Consider the following 12,118-nt stretch of genomic DNA (forward strand, 5'->3'; position numbering starts at 1 on the left):
AAGGAATGGTCGCCGAAGATCGGCAAGCAGGGCTGCGTCGTCATCGATAATTCGTCGGCCTTCCGCTATGACCAGGATGTGCCGCTGATCGTGCCGGAAGTGAACCCGGACGCGATCTCGCTGTTCACGCGCAAGAACATCATCGCCAACCCGAACTGCTCGACGGCGCAGCTGGTGGTGGCGCTGAAGCCGCTGCACGATGTCGCCACCATCAAGCGCGTCGTCGTCGCCACCTACCAGTCGGTGTCGGGCGCCGGCAAGGAAGGCATGGACGAGCTGTTCACGCAGACCCGCGCCGTGTTCGTCGCCGACCAGGTCGACGTCAAGAAGTTCACCAAGCGCATCGCCTTCAACGTSATCCCGCAYATCGACGWCTTCCTSGACRACGGCTTCACCAAGGAAGAATGGAAGATGGTGGCCGAGACCAAGAAGATGCTCGACCCCAAGATCAAGCTGACGGCGACCTGCGTGCGCGTGCCGGTGTTCATCGGCCACTCGGAAGCGGTCAACATCGAGTTCGAAAAGCCGATCACGGCCGACGAGGCGCGCGATATCCTGCGCGAGGCGCCTGGCTGCCAGGTCTTGGACAAGCGCGAGGACGGCGGCTACATCACGCCGCTGGAATCGGCCGGCGAGGACGCCACCTTCATCTCGCGCATCCGCGAGGATTCGACCATCGACAACGGCCTGTCGATGTGGATCGTCGCGGACAATCTGCGCAAGGGCGCGGCGCTCAACGCGGTGCAGATCGCCGAGCTGCTGGTCGAGCGCGGCCTGATCCAGCCGAAGAAGAAGGCGGCATAGTTTTCGCCTACGGGCCGTATCGCCGCAGCTGCGGCGGGCCCTCCGCGAGGGCGCCGGAAAGCCGGCGGCCCGCGGTCAAGGCCTCGGCCTTGGGCCGGGGCGTTTCTTCCTTCTCCCCTTGTGGGAGAAGGTGGATCGGCGCGTAGCGCCGAGACGGATGAGGGGTGTTCCAGCGGAGTGAGACGTTGGCGTTCCCTTCATGACTAACACTCAGCCCTTAGATATCATCCTGCGTCCGGCCATCGGTTCGGACGCAGCCATCGCGAAGATTATGCGGGCGGCGCTTGGGTCGTTCGACTGGATGCCGGTCATCCATACGCCGGACGAGGACCTTGGCTTCATCCGCGATATCGTGCTGCCACGGCAGCAGTTGACGGTCGCCGAGGCCGGCAAAGCCATTGTCGGCTTCATTGCCGTCAGCGGCGAATGGGTGGAGCAGCTCTATCTCGATCCGGCTTGGACGGGACAAGGCATCGGCAGCCGGTTGCTGATCGACACGACTGCTGCTTTGCCGGTCGTCAGGCTGCATTGCTTCCAAGCCAATACCGGCGCCCGGCGCTTCTATGAGCGCCATGGCTTCATTGCCGAGGGTTTTGGCGACGGCACCAACAACGAGGAATGCCTGCCTGACATCCTCTTTGTCCGCAGGCGTTGATTCAGCCGGCGCTGTCCTTGGCCAGCTGGCGCAGCAGCCCCAGGGCCTCCTCCGCCCGGTCGGCGGGGACGAACAGATGGTCGTGGTAGAAAGCCGAGACCGGGTTGACGCCAATGCCGGCGGCGGCCAGCCGCGTGGTGATGGCGGCGAGGAAGCCGACGGCTTCCAGCGACGAATGGATGTTCAGCGTCACCATCCGGCAGCGGAATGAAGCGGTCAGCCCCGTAGTGCTGGCCGCATCCTCGGTCACGATCAGCGTCACGCCCTCGCGCTCGCGAAAGATCATCATCGGTGCGAGGCCTTCCGGCTGGGCAATGCCGGGCGCCAGCGTGGCGAAGACATAGGTGCCGGCCAGCAGTTCCGGCGTCATCGATGCCAGCAGTGTCTTCAGATCGGTCTCGCCGGCCATTTTTTCCTCTCGACTGATGCAGGGCGCAGGCTCTTCAATATCTGCCGCCGAAGCATACCGATAGTCCGCACACTGCACGCACGACATGGCGATGTCGCTGACGGCTGAGCTTGCCCGCCTGTTGCCTCGCACAATAGCGAAGCTCAGGGCCGATGCCGGTCCGTGAAAAGGTCTTTCGATGATCGTTCGCCCGCGCCCCACCTTCCTGCAGTTGTTCTTCGTCATGCGCGGCTCGGTGGTGCCACGCATCCTGCCGCAGATCCTGGGTTTCGCGCTTTATTCCGCGGTCATCCTCGCCGTGGCGCGCCAGTTCCATCTCGATTTCAGCGTCTTCAACATCACGCCTTTCGGGTTGGTTGGCGTGACGTTGTCGATCTATCTGTCGTTTCGCAACAACGCCGCCTACGACCGCTGGTGGGAGGCGCGCAAATTGTGGGGCACGCTGGTCTTCGAAATCCGCAATCTGGCGCGCGCCACCACCAGTCTCATCGCCGATCCGGCCGAACAGCGCGCGCTGCTGATGGAGGCGCTCGCCTTCTGTCATTTCCTGCGCGGCCAGTTGCGCAAGATCGACAGCATGAAGGACGCCCGCGCCTTCATTGCTACCGAGGCCGACACGGCCGCGAACTTCGCCAACCCGGCGGACGAGATGGTCAGGCGCATGGGCCGGCGCGCCAACGCGCAGCGTCGGGCTGTTCAGCTCGATCCGATCGGGTTCCGCATCCTCGATGAAAGGCTGGCATCGATCACCGCCATCCAGGCGGGCTGCGAGCGCATCGCCGGCACGCCCTTGCCCTTCGCCTATACGCTTTTGGTGCATCGCACGGCCTACATCGTCTGTATGCTTCTGCCCATCGGGCTGATCGCGACCACCGGCTGGGCAACGCCGCTGTTCACGGCGCTGATCGCCTACACCTTCTTCGGCCTCGACGCGCTTTCCGAAGAACTCGAGGATCCGTTCGGCACCGAGGCCAACGACCTCGCCCTCGACGGTCTCTGCCGCGTCTGCGAAATCTCGGTATTCGAAGCGCTGGGCGAAACGCCGCCGAAGATGCTGCCGGCCGAGAAGTTCTATTTTTCTTAGGTGCTCGACACAGGGTTCTGTCGGCCGCCGCGATGTGGAAGCGCGAACGCTGGCGAAGGATCGCAGCAGAACGGCTTTGCTGCCACCGGCGCCAAAAAGAATCCTACCCGTGTCGGATCGCCGACGCATACCGCGTCCTTGGCTTGACCCCAGTGTATAGGGCTCGAAACTTGGAGGAAACACTATGAGCATTTCCGAAACCGCGCCCGTCTCGGCGGGCGCCCTGTGGACCGGCCGCGCACTCAGCGGCGTCATCGTGCTGTTCATGGTCTTCGACGGCGTCATCAAACTGCCGCCGCTCGACATCGTCACGCAGACGATGGTGCCGCTCGGCTGGCCGGCCGACGTCAATGTCGCGCGCATGCTCGGCATCGTCGGTTTGATCTCGACCGCGCTCTACGCCCTGCCGCGCACCTCGGTGCTCGGCGCCATCCTGCTCACCGCCTATATGGGCGGCGCCATCGCCACCAATGTGCGTGTCGACAACCCGCTGTTCTCGCACACGCTGTTCGGCGTCTATCTCGGCGTCATCCTGTGGGGCGGCCTGTACCTGCGCGACCCCCGGGTGCGCGCACTGATCCCGTTCAGCCGATAGATACGAAGGAGAGAGAAATGTTCGGCACCATCCTCATCATCCTGGTCGTCATCATCGCCGCCGTGCTTATCTATGCGGCAACACGGCCAAACGATTTCGTCACCACCCGCACGGCCAGCATCAAGGCCCCGCCGGAAGCGATCTTTCCGCTGATCAATGATTTCAGCCGCTGGCCGACATGGTCGCCTTACGAAAAGCTCGACCCTCAGATGAAGCGCACGCTCTCCGGCCCGACAAGCGGCAAGGGCGCGGCCTATGCCTGGGAAGGCAATGCCAAGGCCGGCAAGGGACGTATGGAGATCACGAATTCGGTGCCGTCCTCGCTGGTGTCGCTCAAGCTCGACTTCGAGAAGCCGTTCAGGGCCAACAACAGTGTCGACTTCACTCTGAAGCCTTCGGGCGACAACACCGCCGTCACCTGGGCGATGCGCGGCAGTCGGCCCTTCATCGCAAAGCTGATGGGCCTGTTCATGAACTTCGACACTTTGATAGGCAAGGATTTCGAGGCCGGCCTCGCCAATCTGAAGCGCCTCGGCGAAAAATAGACTTGGGCGGGCGGCGTTCAAACAAAAACGGCGGGCACAGGCCCGCCGTTTTCGTGAATGCGATACGGCAATACTTATTCGGCGGTGGCGGCTTCCGCCTCGGCCGGCGCAGCTGCAGCGGCCGCGACAGCGGCGGCAGCGTCTTCCTGCGCCTTCTTCAGCAGAGCAGCCCGTTCCTGCGCCTTCTTGCCCGGCTCGGCCTTCTTCGGGTTGGAGCGGGCGTCGCGCTTGGCAAGGCCGGCCTCGTCGAGGAAGCGCAGCACGCGGTCGGTCGGCTGGGCGCCATGCGACAGCCAATGCTTGACGCGGTCGGCGTCGACCTTGACGCGCTCGCCGTCCTTGGGCAGCAGCGGGTTCCACGAGCCGAGCGACTCGATGAAAYGGCCATCGCGTGGGGAACGGGCGTCGGCAACGACAACGTGGTAGTAAGGACGCTTCTTCGAGCCCGCACGGGCCAGTCGGATCTTCAAGGGCATTTCTTTTCTCCTAAAAACTCTGATTTCGTTAGTTGGTTTGTGGTTTTCGTTATCCCAAAGCCGCTGCGCAGTTTTGGGCGATATGCACTGGTTTCTCAGCCGGCTTTCGTCACACCGTTGGAAGCGGCGATCTGTTCGTGGTGGCGGATCACTTCGCGGACGACGAAGTTGAGGAATTTCTCCGCGAAATCCGGGTCGAGATGCGCATCCTTAGCTAGCTGGCGAAGGCGGGCGATCTGCTGCTGCTCGCGCGCCGGGTCGGCCGGCGGCAAGCCATGCGTCGCCTTCAGCATGCCTACCGCCTTGGTGCAGCGGAAGCGCTCGGCCAGCATGTGGATGAGGGCGGCATCGATGTTGTCGATCGAGGCGCGATAGTCGGCCAGGATGATGCGTGCGTCAGCCATGTCCTTTTCTTCGTTCATCGCGTCCTCACTTCTTCTTGCCAAGGCCGGGCAGGCCGCCACCGCCCATGCCGGGAAGCCCCGGAAGCTTCATGCCGCCGGGCAGACCAGGCAGGCCACCGCCGCCGGGAAGACCGCCGGGCAGGCCCTTCATGCCGCCGAGGCCGGCCGCCTGTGCCTGCTTCTGCAAGGCTTCGAGCTGCTTGGGATCCATCTTCGACAGGTCGGGCATGCCGCCGCCCATGCCGCCCATGCCCGGCATCATGCCGCCGAGGCCCATCTTGGAGGCAAGGCCGCCCATCATGCCGCGCATCAGGCCGCCGCCTTTGCCCTTGCCGCCCATAGCCTTCATCATGTCGGCCATGCCGCGATGCATTTTTAGGAGCTTGTTGATCTCGGCGGCGTCGGTGCCGGAACCGGCGGCGATGCGCTTCTTGCGCGAGTGCTTGAGGATATCGGGGTTGGCGCGCTCGGCCTTGGTCATCGACGAGATGATGGCGAGCTGGCGGCCGAACATCTTGTCGTCGAGACCGGCAGCGGCCATCTGGTCCTTCATCTTGCCCATGCCGGGCATCATGCCCATGATGCCACCCATGCCGCCCATCTTCGACATCTGCTGAAGCTGGCCGGCGAGGTCGTTCAGGTCGAACTTGCCCGACTGCATCTTCTTGGCCATCGCCGCCGCCTGCTCAGCGTCGATGTTCTCGGCTGCTTTTTCGACAAGCGAAACAATGTCGCCCATGCCGAGAATGCGGTCGGCGATGCGCTTGGGGTGGAATTCCTCCAGCCCGTCCATCTTTTCGCCGGTGCCGATCAGCTTGATCGGCTTGCCGGTGACGGCGCGCATGGAAAGGGCAGCACCGCCACGGCCGTCGCCGTCCATGCGGGTCAGCACCAGGCCGGTGATGCCGACGCGTTCGTCGAAGCTCTTGGCCAGATTGACGGCGTCCTGGCCGGTCAGCGAGTCGGCGACCAGCAGGATTTCGTGCGGGCTCGACACCTTCTTGATGTCGGCCATCTCGACCATCAGCGGCTCGTCAATATGGGTGCGGCCGGCGGTGTCGAGAATGACGATGTCGTGGCCGCCGAGCTTGGCCGCCTGGACGGCACGCCGCGCGATGTCGACCGGCGACTGGCCATCGATGATCGGAAGCGTCGCCACCTTCACCTGCTCGCCGAGCTGGCGCAGCTGCTCCTGCGCGGCCGGGCGGCGCGTGTCGAGCGAGGCCATCAGAACCTTCTTGTTCTGACGCTCGGAAAGGCGCTTGGCGATCTTGGCCGAAGTGGTCGTCTTGCCGGAGCCCTGCAGGCCGACCATCATGATGACGACCGGGGCCGGCGCGTTGAGGTCGATGGCGACGCCCTCGGCGCCGAGCATCTCGACCAGCTCGTCATGGACGATCTTGACGACCATCTGGCCAGGCTTGATCGACTTGACCACGGCGGCGCCGACGGCCTTCTCGCGCACCTTGTCGGTGAAGGAGCGCACCACTTCCAGCGCCACGTCGGCTTCGAGCAACGCACGGCGCACTTCACGCAGCGCGGCCGAGACATCAGCCTCCGACAGCGCGCCGCGGCCGGTCAGGCCGTTCAGGATGGAGCCAAGGCGCTCCTGAAGCGATTCAAACATCTTGCGTCCTTTGATCCCGGTTCATTCGACCCGAGAGGTAATGCGTTCGCGCCAGGTCGCCAAGCAAAAGCCAAAACCAAAAAGCACCCGGGGGCGCTCAGCGCTGCCGGGTGTTGGCCTCCAGGATCGATTTACAGCGCTTCACCTCAAAGAGGCTTCGGCGTCCTGGTCGGCTTGCTCGGAGGGATACTCGTCGCGGAATTCGTGGGGTGTAGACAGGAAATCGGTGGCAGAGTCAAGACAAGGGCCGTGCCGGTAGGGGTCTCAGTGCAAAATGTGACGCGATTGGACATGGCTCAGCAGCGAATTGACATAGGGCTCCATCTCCAGCCTTCGCGCAGTGGACAAGACGCTTGCCCAGATATCTTTCGGGTCGTGGCCGGATGCAATCATGCCCGGCGCATTATGAAACGCGTCCGCAAGCATACGGGCCTTTTCCAGCTTATCGGTCGCGCGAATTTCGATGAGAACAAGGTGCAAAATCCTCAGGATAGTTTCGCTGGTGACGGGCCGAGGATCAATCAATTGAAGTAGCTTCCTTTTTTGCAAGGGCTCGCGCGTTCCGGGCTTTGGTGCAACGGCGYCTATCAGCTCGCCTTCGGGAGCTCGGCGGCTACCCTCAGCGGCGAGCGTGGATGCAGCAGCAACGCAACCGTCAGCATGCTGCAGGCGATGCCGATCAGGGCAATGAGAATTGCATCCGACACCATCCAGCCCGGCCCTTCGAGCGGCTTGGCGCTGAACAAGGCGAAGGAATTGTAACTCTGCTGGTGTGAGATCAGCAGGAATCCGCTCAGATTGTTGCCGAGATGGGCGCCGAACGCAGCCCCGAGATTGCCGGTCGCATAGACCACAAGCGTCAAAAGCAGCGCGAAAGCGGCGACCGAAGCCAGCACGCAGGCGTTGATGGCGGCCGACGAGTTATTGCTCCAATGCAGCGAGGTGAACAGCAGGGCCGGCAGCAACCCCCAGATGAACGGGCTCTTGAACCGGCTTGCGAGACCGCGCAGCAGATAGCCGCGAAACAGCACCTCTTCCGAAGATGTCTGCAGCAAGGTGAGCGCGACGATCGGGATCATGAACAGCAGCCAGGACGACAGGCTGATCGGGCCGCGCGCAATCTCGGGCTGCAGCAGATAAAGCAGGATTTCGGACAGAAACGAGGTGATCAGCACCGCGATCAGCCCCTTGAGGAAGCCCGAACGCGAAACACGACGGCTGACGCTGAAGAGCGCCGACAGCTTCTCGCCATGAACCCAGCGCATGGCGATCCACAGGCCGATCCAGATGCCGGCAAAAGAGGTGAGCGCGGTGAGAATGCCGATCGGCGAGGCGAGGAAGTCCTGCATCGCTCCATCGGCTGACGGAGCCGCAGATGCCTGCCAGGTGAAGAACAGATAGGCGCCGCCGAACAGCACGGCCACGGTCGTTGCGGCCCAGAACAGGATGACGATCGCCGTTCCCACGAACAGGCGCGGCAAGGTCGTCCTGGCATTCGGCGAATGCCGGTAGCGTTCGAAGGCGGCAGGGTCGATCACGCGAATTCCTTGGGCAAGTGCTTCGGGGGCAAGTGCTTCAGGTCGCACGATCTAGGAGATCGCCGTCTCGCGCGCAATCATATCTGCCTCGCGGACTTCGACGGTTCGCACGCACCGATCCGACGTGGCGACACGCCATAAGGCGACCGCCGCTGCACTTCGCAGCGGTCACCCCGTTAACGTCAACGCACCACGTACATGATGCGCCGTGTCGACGGATCGACCAGTGCCGGCTGGCCGTTCACATAGACATAGCGATAGCTGTAGTCCGGAATTTCGCGCAGCTCGACCGTGTCGGGCAAGGTCGCGCCGGTCACCACCTCGCCATCTAGATAGACGGGGTCGAGGCGATGCGCGCCGACATAGGTTCTGACCTCGGTCGGAGGCGGGGGAAAGGCATCGTTGAGCGGATCGCTGGCGATGATCGCTCCGGTGTAGTCGGTCGAGTAGCCCTCCGGCGGCGAGACGATCGCGACTCTGGAGCCGTGCGGCCGCTGCGTCAGCACCACCCGGCTGCCGCCGAAATCAGCCGTCACATAGTCGGAATAGACCCAGCCCTGACCGCCGGCTTCGGCGATGGTGCACCACTTGCTGTTTTCGATGCAGCCATTGAGTGTCGCCGACTGGCCGGCGGCGAGCACGCCAATCACCGGATATTGCGGACCGGGGCCGGCGCGCACGTTAAGATCGGTGACGGCGGATACAGCGGTGTCGGCAAACGCGGCGCCCGACATGATCGTCAGCATTCCAGCGACTGCGGGAAACAATACGGATCTCATGGTTTTCTCTCCGTTTTCATGGTCCCTCGCCAGCGAAAACGGGGCAGTGGCGCATGCGTTCCAGCTAAAACGCCTGCGCCAACTCACGATTTGTTCCGGCTTCCCTTGGCAAATCAGTCAGAAGTTCGTGAACGAAGGCCAATTTCCGCGCCGTGACATCTGAAATGACGAAGGGGTAGAGGTCGGGCAGGCCCATGCAGCGGTTGATCGAATTGGAGGCTTCCGACAGCACCAGCCAGCGGGCGAGGATCTTTTCAAAAGGGTCAGGTGCTGCGGCAGGCTCCGAGGGCGCCGCCTGCAATCCACCGCCGGTGTCGCCTTGCGGCAAGTCGTTGGCCTCCACGGTCTCAAGCCGGCCGAGCGGGAAGTTCAGCGCATGGACCATTTCCAGCGTGTCGGTGATGTGCAGGTGGTGGGCCCAGGTTTCCGCCCAGTCCTCCCACGGATGCGAAGTGGCATAGGCCGAGATGTGGCTCTGCTGCCAGTCGGGTGGCGCGCCGCTCGCATAATAGGTCTTCAGCGCCTGTTCGTAATCGGCGCGTTCGTCGCCGAACAGCGCGCGAAAAGCCTCCAGCCTCTGGGGATCGTCGCGGATCAGGCGATCCCAGTAGTAATGGCCGAGTTCGTGGCGGAAATGGCCAAGCAAGGTGCGATAGATCTCGCCCATCTCGATGCGCCGCCTTTCGCGCTCGGCCGAGTCGGCTTCGGCGACGTTGAGCGTGATCAGGCCATTGTCGTGGCCGGTCAGGATGCGCTCGCCGCCGGGACCGCCGCCGATCGGATCGGCTAGCAAGTCGAAGGCAAGGCCGACCTCGTCGGCAGGGTTCTGCTTGGGCGCGACCGGCAGTCCGACCGCGAGCAGCGAATAGATGGCACGCTTCTTCGCCGCCTCGACGCGGATCCAGCGGCGGCGATTGCCGTCGACCGACAGATCCGGGATCAGCTGGTTCAGCACGCAGGCGCGGCAAAAAGCCTGTCCCGGCTCGGCCATCCAGTTGCAGGCGCATTCATCCGCATTGGTGCACTGGAAGATGCCGTCGACACCCGACAGCGCAAAACGCGCATGCTCGGGATCGTAGAGCACGAAGCTCGAGCAGTTCAGGCACTGGGCGTTCTCGAAATAGAGGCGGTGGCCGCAATGCGGGCAGTCGAAGAGTTTCATGTTGGTGTCAAACCTTCAGAGCCAGCATATAGGTGCACGGCGGCCCGTGCCCAACGCGAACCGCCGGTCGGTGTTCCGATCGAGGCTATTTTGCCGCAAGCTGGGCGGCGACCTGTCTTGCCACCGCTTCGCCCGACAGCCTTGCCCCACCGCAGGTCTGGATGAGCGGACCGGCGAGGTGCTCGCCGGCGAAGAAGATTTTTTCTGCCACCGGCTGCATCAGCGTCGCACGGGCCAGCGACCGGCCGGGTCGGGCGGCAGCGTATGCGCCGCGAACGAAGCGCTCGCCGYCCCAATTGGTCATCATGGCGCGCGCCACGTGCTTGCGGGTGTCGCTGCCGAAAATGCCGCACAGCCGGTCGACGACGAAGTCGATGCCCGCAGCCTCGCCCGCTGCCGAGATCTCCCATGCGAAGTCGCCGCCGACGAAACCGACCATCAGGTCGAGGTCGAAGGGGAAACACAGGAAATAGATGTCGTGCCGGGCCATGCGCTCGATCAAAAGGTCGTCGAAGGGCTGCAGGCCAAGCCTCGTGCCCCGGATCTCGACCGGCAATTTGGTCAGCATGCCCATCGGCAGGTCGAAGAAGGCGCCAAAATGCGTGTCGGGAAGTGCCGGCGTGAATTCGATCTCCTCAAAGGCGAGCACCGAAGGCGAGGCCGTGACGATGACCGCTTTGGCGCGGATGGTGCCTCGATCGGTGACGCAGGCGACATCAGGTCCGTCCCAGAGAATCCTGCGTACCGGCGTCGACAATTCGACCGGCAGGTCGGCGCCGAAACGGGCGACCAGCGCACCAAAACCTTCCTTGCTGAAATAGTTGGGGTCGAGATCGGCGGCTGCCTGAAAGTCGAGGATCGAAATCTCGTCCTCGTCGGCGCCGAAATCCATCGGTCCGGCGAAGGTTGCGGCGGCGCGCGGCGCGTGGCCCTTGGCGAGCAGCGCCGAAAGCCTATCGTCGGCGCCCTGCTTCACCTCATGCTTGGCCAGCAATTCGAACAGCCGCGCGTCGGCCGCCTTCATCTCGGCTTCCTCGGCCTCGCTTGCCTTGCGCTTGCGATAATAGAGATGGTCGACATTCATGTCGTGGTGATGCAGCGTCCAGCCGGCCGCCTGGGCTTCTGGAAAATAGGGGTTGCGGTCAGCGGCGTGCAGCCAGGCGCAGCCGATGTCGAAGGGGATGCCGAAATGCTGGTCGCTGGTCCATGCGCGGCCGCCGATGCGGCCCATCGCTTCGAGCAGCTTGAAGGAGAGGCCGGCTGCCTGCAAGGTCCTGGCCGCGGCCAGACCCGCCGAGCCGGCGCCGATGATCACGACATCAACGTCTTCCATGGCTATTTCGCCCCCGCCACAATATTCACTTGATCGTAGGCAAATTCCCCGGCATTCGCCAGCACTGCAGCAGAGACAGTGACAAGTGCGGGTTTCGCTGGCAAATTCGCAAGCGGGACGTGATTCAGGCAATCAGGAGAGAAAAGCATGGCATTACTTGCCAAGGGTAGGATTTTTGTGACCGCGGTGGTGGCGGTGCTTGCGCTGGCGACGGGCGCGCAGGCGGCGGCCAGCTGTGGCAAGACTGGCGCCGSCTTCGAAGCCTGGAAGCCGGAGTTCGCCGCGGAGGCCAGGGCCGAAGGTGTGGGTCCCAAGGGTCTGGCCGCTCTGGCCGGCGCGACCTACGCAACAAAGACCATCTCCGTCGACCGCGGCATTCACAAGGCTTTCAGCGGCTCAGTGGAAGATTTCATGAAGCGCCGTGGCGGCGCTGCGATCATTTCCAAAGGCCGTGCGCTGAAGAAGTCGAACGCGGCGCTGTTCGACAAAATCGAAAGCAACTATGGCGTGTCGCCAGGCGTGCTGCTCGCCATCTGGGGAATGGAGACTGGCTTCGGTTCGGCGATGGGCAACCAGAATACGGTCTCTGCAATTTTGACGCTGGCCTATGATTGCCGCCGCCCGGAATTCTTTTACCCACATGCCATTGCGGCCTTGAAGCTGGTTGATCGCGGTGCGTTGACCTCCTCGTCGGTCGGCGCTGCGCA

Annotated in this window: 15 protein-coding genes; 6 read left to right on the forward strand and 9 right to left on the reverse strand. The window is 63.3% G+C overall.

Going from position 1 to position 12,118, the window contains the following annotated elements:
- Positions 1-804, forward strand: an 804-nt coding sequence (locus ACXJ7R_RS13910) for an aspartate-semialdehyde dehydrogenase (RefSeq protein ID WP_457152336.1), incomplete at its 5' end; no start/stop codon positions are given.
- Between the two features lie 199 nt (positions 805-1,003).
- A complete protein-coding gene (locus ACXJ7R_RS13915) occupies positions 1,004-1,459 on the forward strand; it encodes an N-acetyltransferase family protein (protein ID WP_457152337.1) in 456 nt (151 codons plus the stop codon).
- Position 1,460: 1 nt separating this feature from the next.
- Here the strand turns inward: ACXJ7R_RS13915 and ACXJ7R_RS13920 are convergent, their stop codons facing one another.
- Positions 1,461-1,868: an ACT domain-containing protein gene (locus ACXJ7R_RS13920; protein WP_457152338.1), complete on the reverse strand. Its 408-nt coding sequence runs from the start codon at positions 1,866-1,868 to the stop codon at positions 1,461-1,463.
- Positions 1,869-2,046: 178 nt separating this feature from the next.
- Between ACXJ7R_RS13920 and ACXJ7R_RS13925 the strand changes: the two genes are divergently transcribed.
- The 3 genes from ACXJ7R_RS13925 to ACXJ7R_RS13935 all read left to right on the forward strand — a co-directional run bounded on the left by ACXJ7R_RS13925 (position 2,047) and on the right by ACXJ7R_RS13935 (position 4,092).
- Positions 2,047-2,952, forward strand: coding sequence for a bestrophin family protein (locus ACXJ7R_RS13925; protein ID WP_457152339.1), 906 nt, complete (start codon positions 2,047-2,049; stop codon positions 2,950-2,952).
- A gap of 184 nt (positions 2,953-3,136) precedes the next feature.
- On the forward strand, positions 3,137-3,547 hold the full coding sequence (locus tag ACXJ7R_RS13930; protein ID WP_457152340.1) for a DoxX family protein: 411 nt from the start codon (positions 3,137-3,139) through the stop codon (positions 3,545-3,547).
- Between the two features lie 17 nt (positions 3,548-3,564).
- Positions 3,565-4,092: an SRPBCC family protein gene (locus ACXJ7R_RS13935; protein WP_457152341.1), complete on the forward strand. Its 528-nt coding sequence runs from the start codon at positions 3,565-3,567 to the stop codon at positions 4,090-4,092.
- 74 nt (positions 4,093-4,166) lie between these two features.
- Here ACXJ7R_RS13935 and rpsP read toward each other — a convergent pair whose 3' ends face one another.
- The 8 genes from rpsP to ACXJ7R_RS13975 all read right to left on the reverse strand — a co-directional run bounded on the left by rpsP (position 4,167) and on the right by ACXJ7R_RS13975 (position 11,411).
- Complete coding sequence (rpsP, locus tag ACXJ7R_RS13940) at positions 4,167-4,568, reverse strand: 30S ribosomal protein S16 (protein ID WP_457152342.1); 402 nt, start codon at positions 4,566-4,568, stop codon at positions 4,167-4,169.
- 95 nt (positions 4,569-4,663) lie between these two features.
- Positions 4,664-4,990, reverse strand: a complete 327-nt coding sequence (locus ACXJ7R_RS13945) for a chorismate mutase (RefSeq protein WP_457152343.1) — start codon at positions 4,988-4,990, stop codon at positions 4,664-4,666.
- Between the two features lie 7 nt (positions 4,991-4,997).
- Positions 4,998-6,599, reverse strand: coding sequence for a signal recognition particle protein (gene ffh / locus ACXJ7R_RS13950; RefSeq protein ID WP_457152344.1), 1,602 nt, complete (start codon positions 6,597-6,599; stop codon positions 4,998-5,000).
- 264 nt (positions 6,600-6,863) lie between these two features.
- Entirely contained in the window at positions 6,864-7,124 is a 261-nt protein-coding gene (locus tag ACXJ7R_RS13955; RefSeq protein ID WP_095083977.1) for a hypothetical protein, read from the reverse strand.
- Positions 7,125-7,186: 62 nt separating this feature from the next.
- Positions 7,187-8,137, reverse strand: a complete 951-nt coding sequence (locus ACXJ7R_RS13960; protein WP_457152345.1) for a CPBP family intramembrane glutamic endopeptidase — start codon at positions 8,135-8,137, stop codon at positions 7,187-7,189.
- Positions 8,138-8,319: 182 nt separating this feature from the next.
- Positions 8,320-8,916 carry a DUF1236 domain-containing protein gene (locus ACXJ7R_RS13965; RefSeq protein ID WP_095083978.1) on the reverse strand — a complete coding sequence of 199 codons (597 nt, stop codon included), beginning with the start codon at positions 8,914-8,916 and terminating at the stop codon, positions 8,320-8,322.
- A gap of 64 nt (positions 8,917-8,980) precedes the next feature.
- The gene (locus tag ACXJ7R_RS13970; protein WP_457152346.1) at positions 8,981-10,078 is read right to left on the reverse strand and encodes a zinc-binding metallopeptidase family protein; all 1,098 of its coding nucleotides are present in this window, start codon (positions 10,076-10,078) and stop codon (positions 8,981-8,983) included.
- 85 nt (positions 10,079-10,163) lie between these two features.
- Positions 10,164-11,411, reverse strand: coding sequence for a flavin monoamine oxidase family protein (locus ACXJ7R_RS13975; RefSeq protein WP_457152347.1), 1,248 nt, complete (start codon positions 11,409-11,411; stop codon positions 10,164-10,166).
- Positions 11,412-11,558: 147 nt separating this feature from the next.
- Here ACXJ7R_RS13975 and ACXJ7R_RS13980 point away from each other — a divergent pair.
- Positions 11,559-12,118: lytic murein transglycosylase (locus ACXJ7R_RS13980; protein WP_457152348.1), on the forward strand; the 560-nt coding region annotated here is incomplete at its 3' end.

The sequence above is a fragment of the Mesorhizobium sp. P5_C1 genome, from assembly GCF_054049815.1.

What these genes read in the sequence shown, in the direction of transcription:
- ACXJ7R_RS13920 (WP_457152338.1), bottom strand. Translation starts at nt 1,868, where the DNA reads ATGGCCGGCGAGACCGATCTGAAGACACTGCTGGCATCGATGACGCCG.
- ffh (WP_457152344.1), bottom strand. Translation starts at nt 6,599, where the DNA reads ATGTTTGAATCGCTTCAGGAGCGCCTTGGCTCCATCCTGAACGGCCTG.
- ACXJ7R_RS13930 (WP_457152340.1), top strand. Translation starts at nt 3,137, where the DNA reads ATGAGCATTTCCGAAACCGCGCCCGTCTCGGCGGGCGCCCTGTGGACC.
- ACXJ7R_RS13935 (WP_457152341.1), top strand. Translation starts at nt 3,565, where the DNA reads ATGTTCGGCACCATCCTCATCATCCTGGTCGTCATCATCGCCGCCGTG.
- ACXJ7R_RS13970 (WP_457152346.1), bottom strand. Translation starts at nt 10,078, where the DNA reads ATGAAACTCTTCGACTGCCCGCATTGCGGCCACCGCCTCTATTTCGAG.
- ACXJ7R_RS13925 (WP_457152339.1), top strand. Translation starts at nt 2,047, where the DNA reads ATGATCGTTCGCCCGCGCCCCACCTTCCTGCAGTTGTTCTTCGTCATG.
- ACXJ7R_RS13915 (WP_457152337.1), top strand. Translation starts at nt 1,004, where the DNA reads ATGACTAACACTCAGCCCTTAGATATCATCCTGCGTCCGGCCATCGGT.
- ACXJ7R_RS13945 (WP_457152343.1), bottom strand. Translation starts at nt 4,990, where the DNA reads ATGAACGAAGAAAAGGACATGGCTGACGCACGCATCATCCTGGCCGAC.
- ACXJ7R_RS13965 (WP_095083978.1), bottom strand. Translation starts at nt 8,916, where the DNA reads ATGAGATCCGTATTGTTTCCCGCAGTCGCTGGAATGCTGACGATCATG.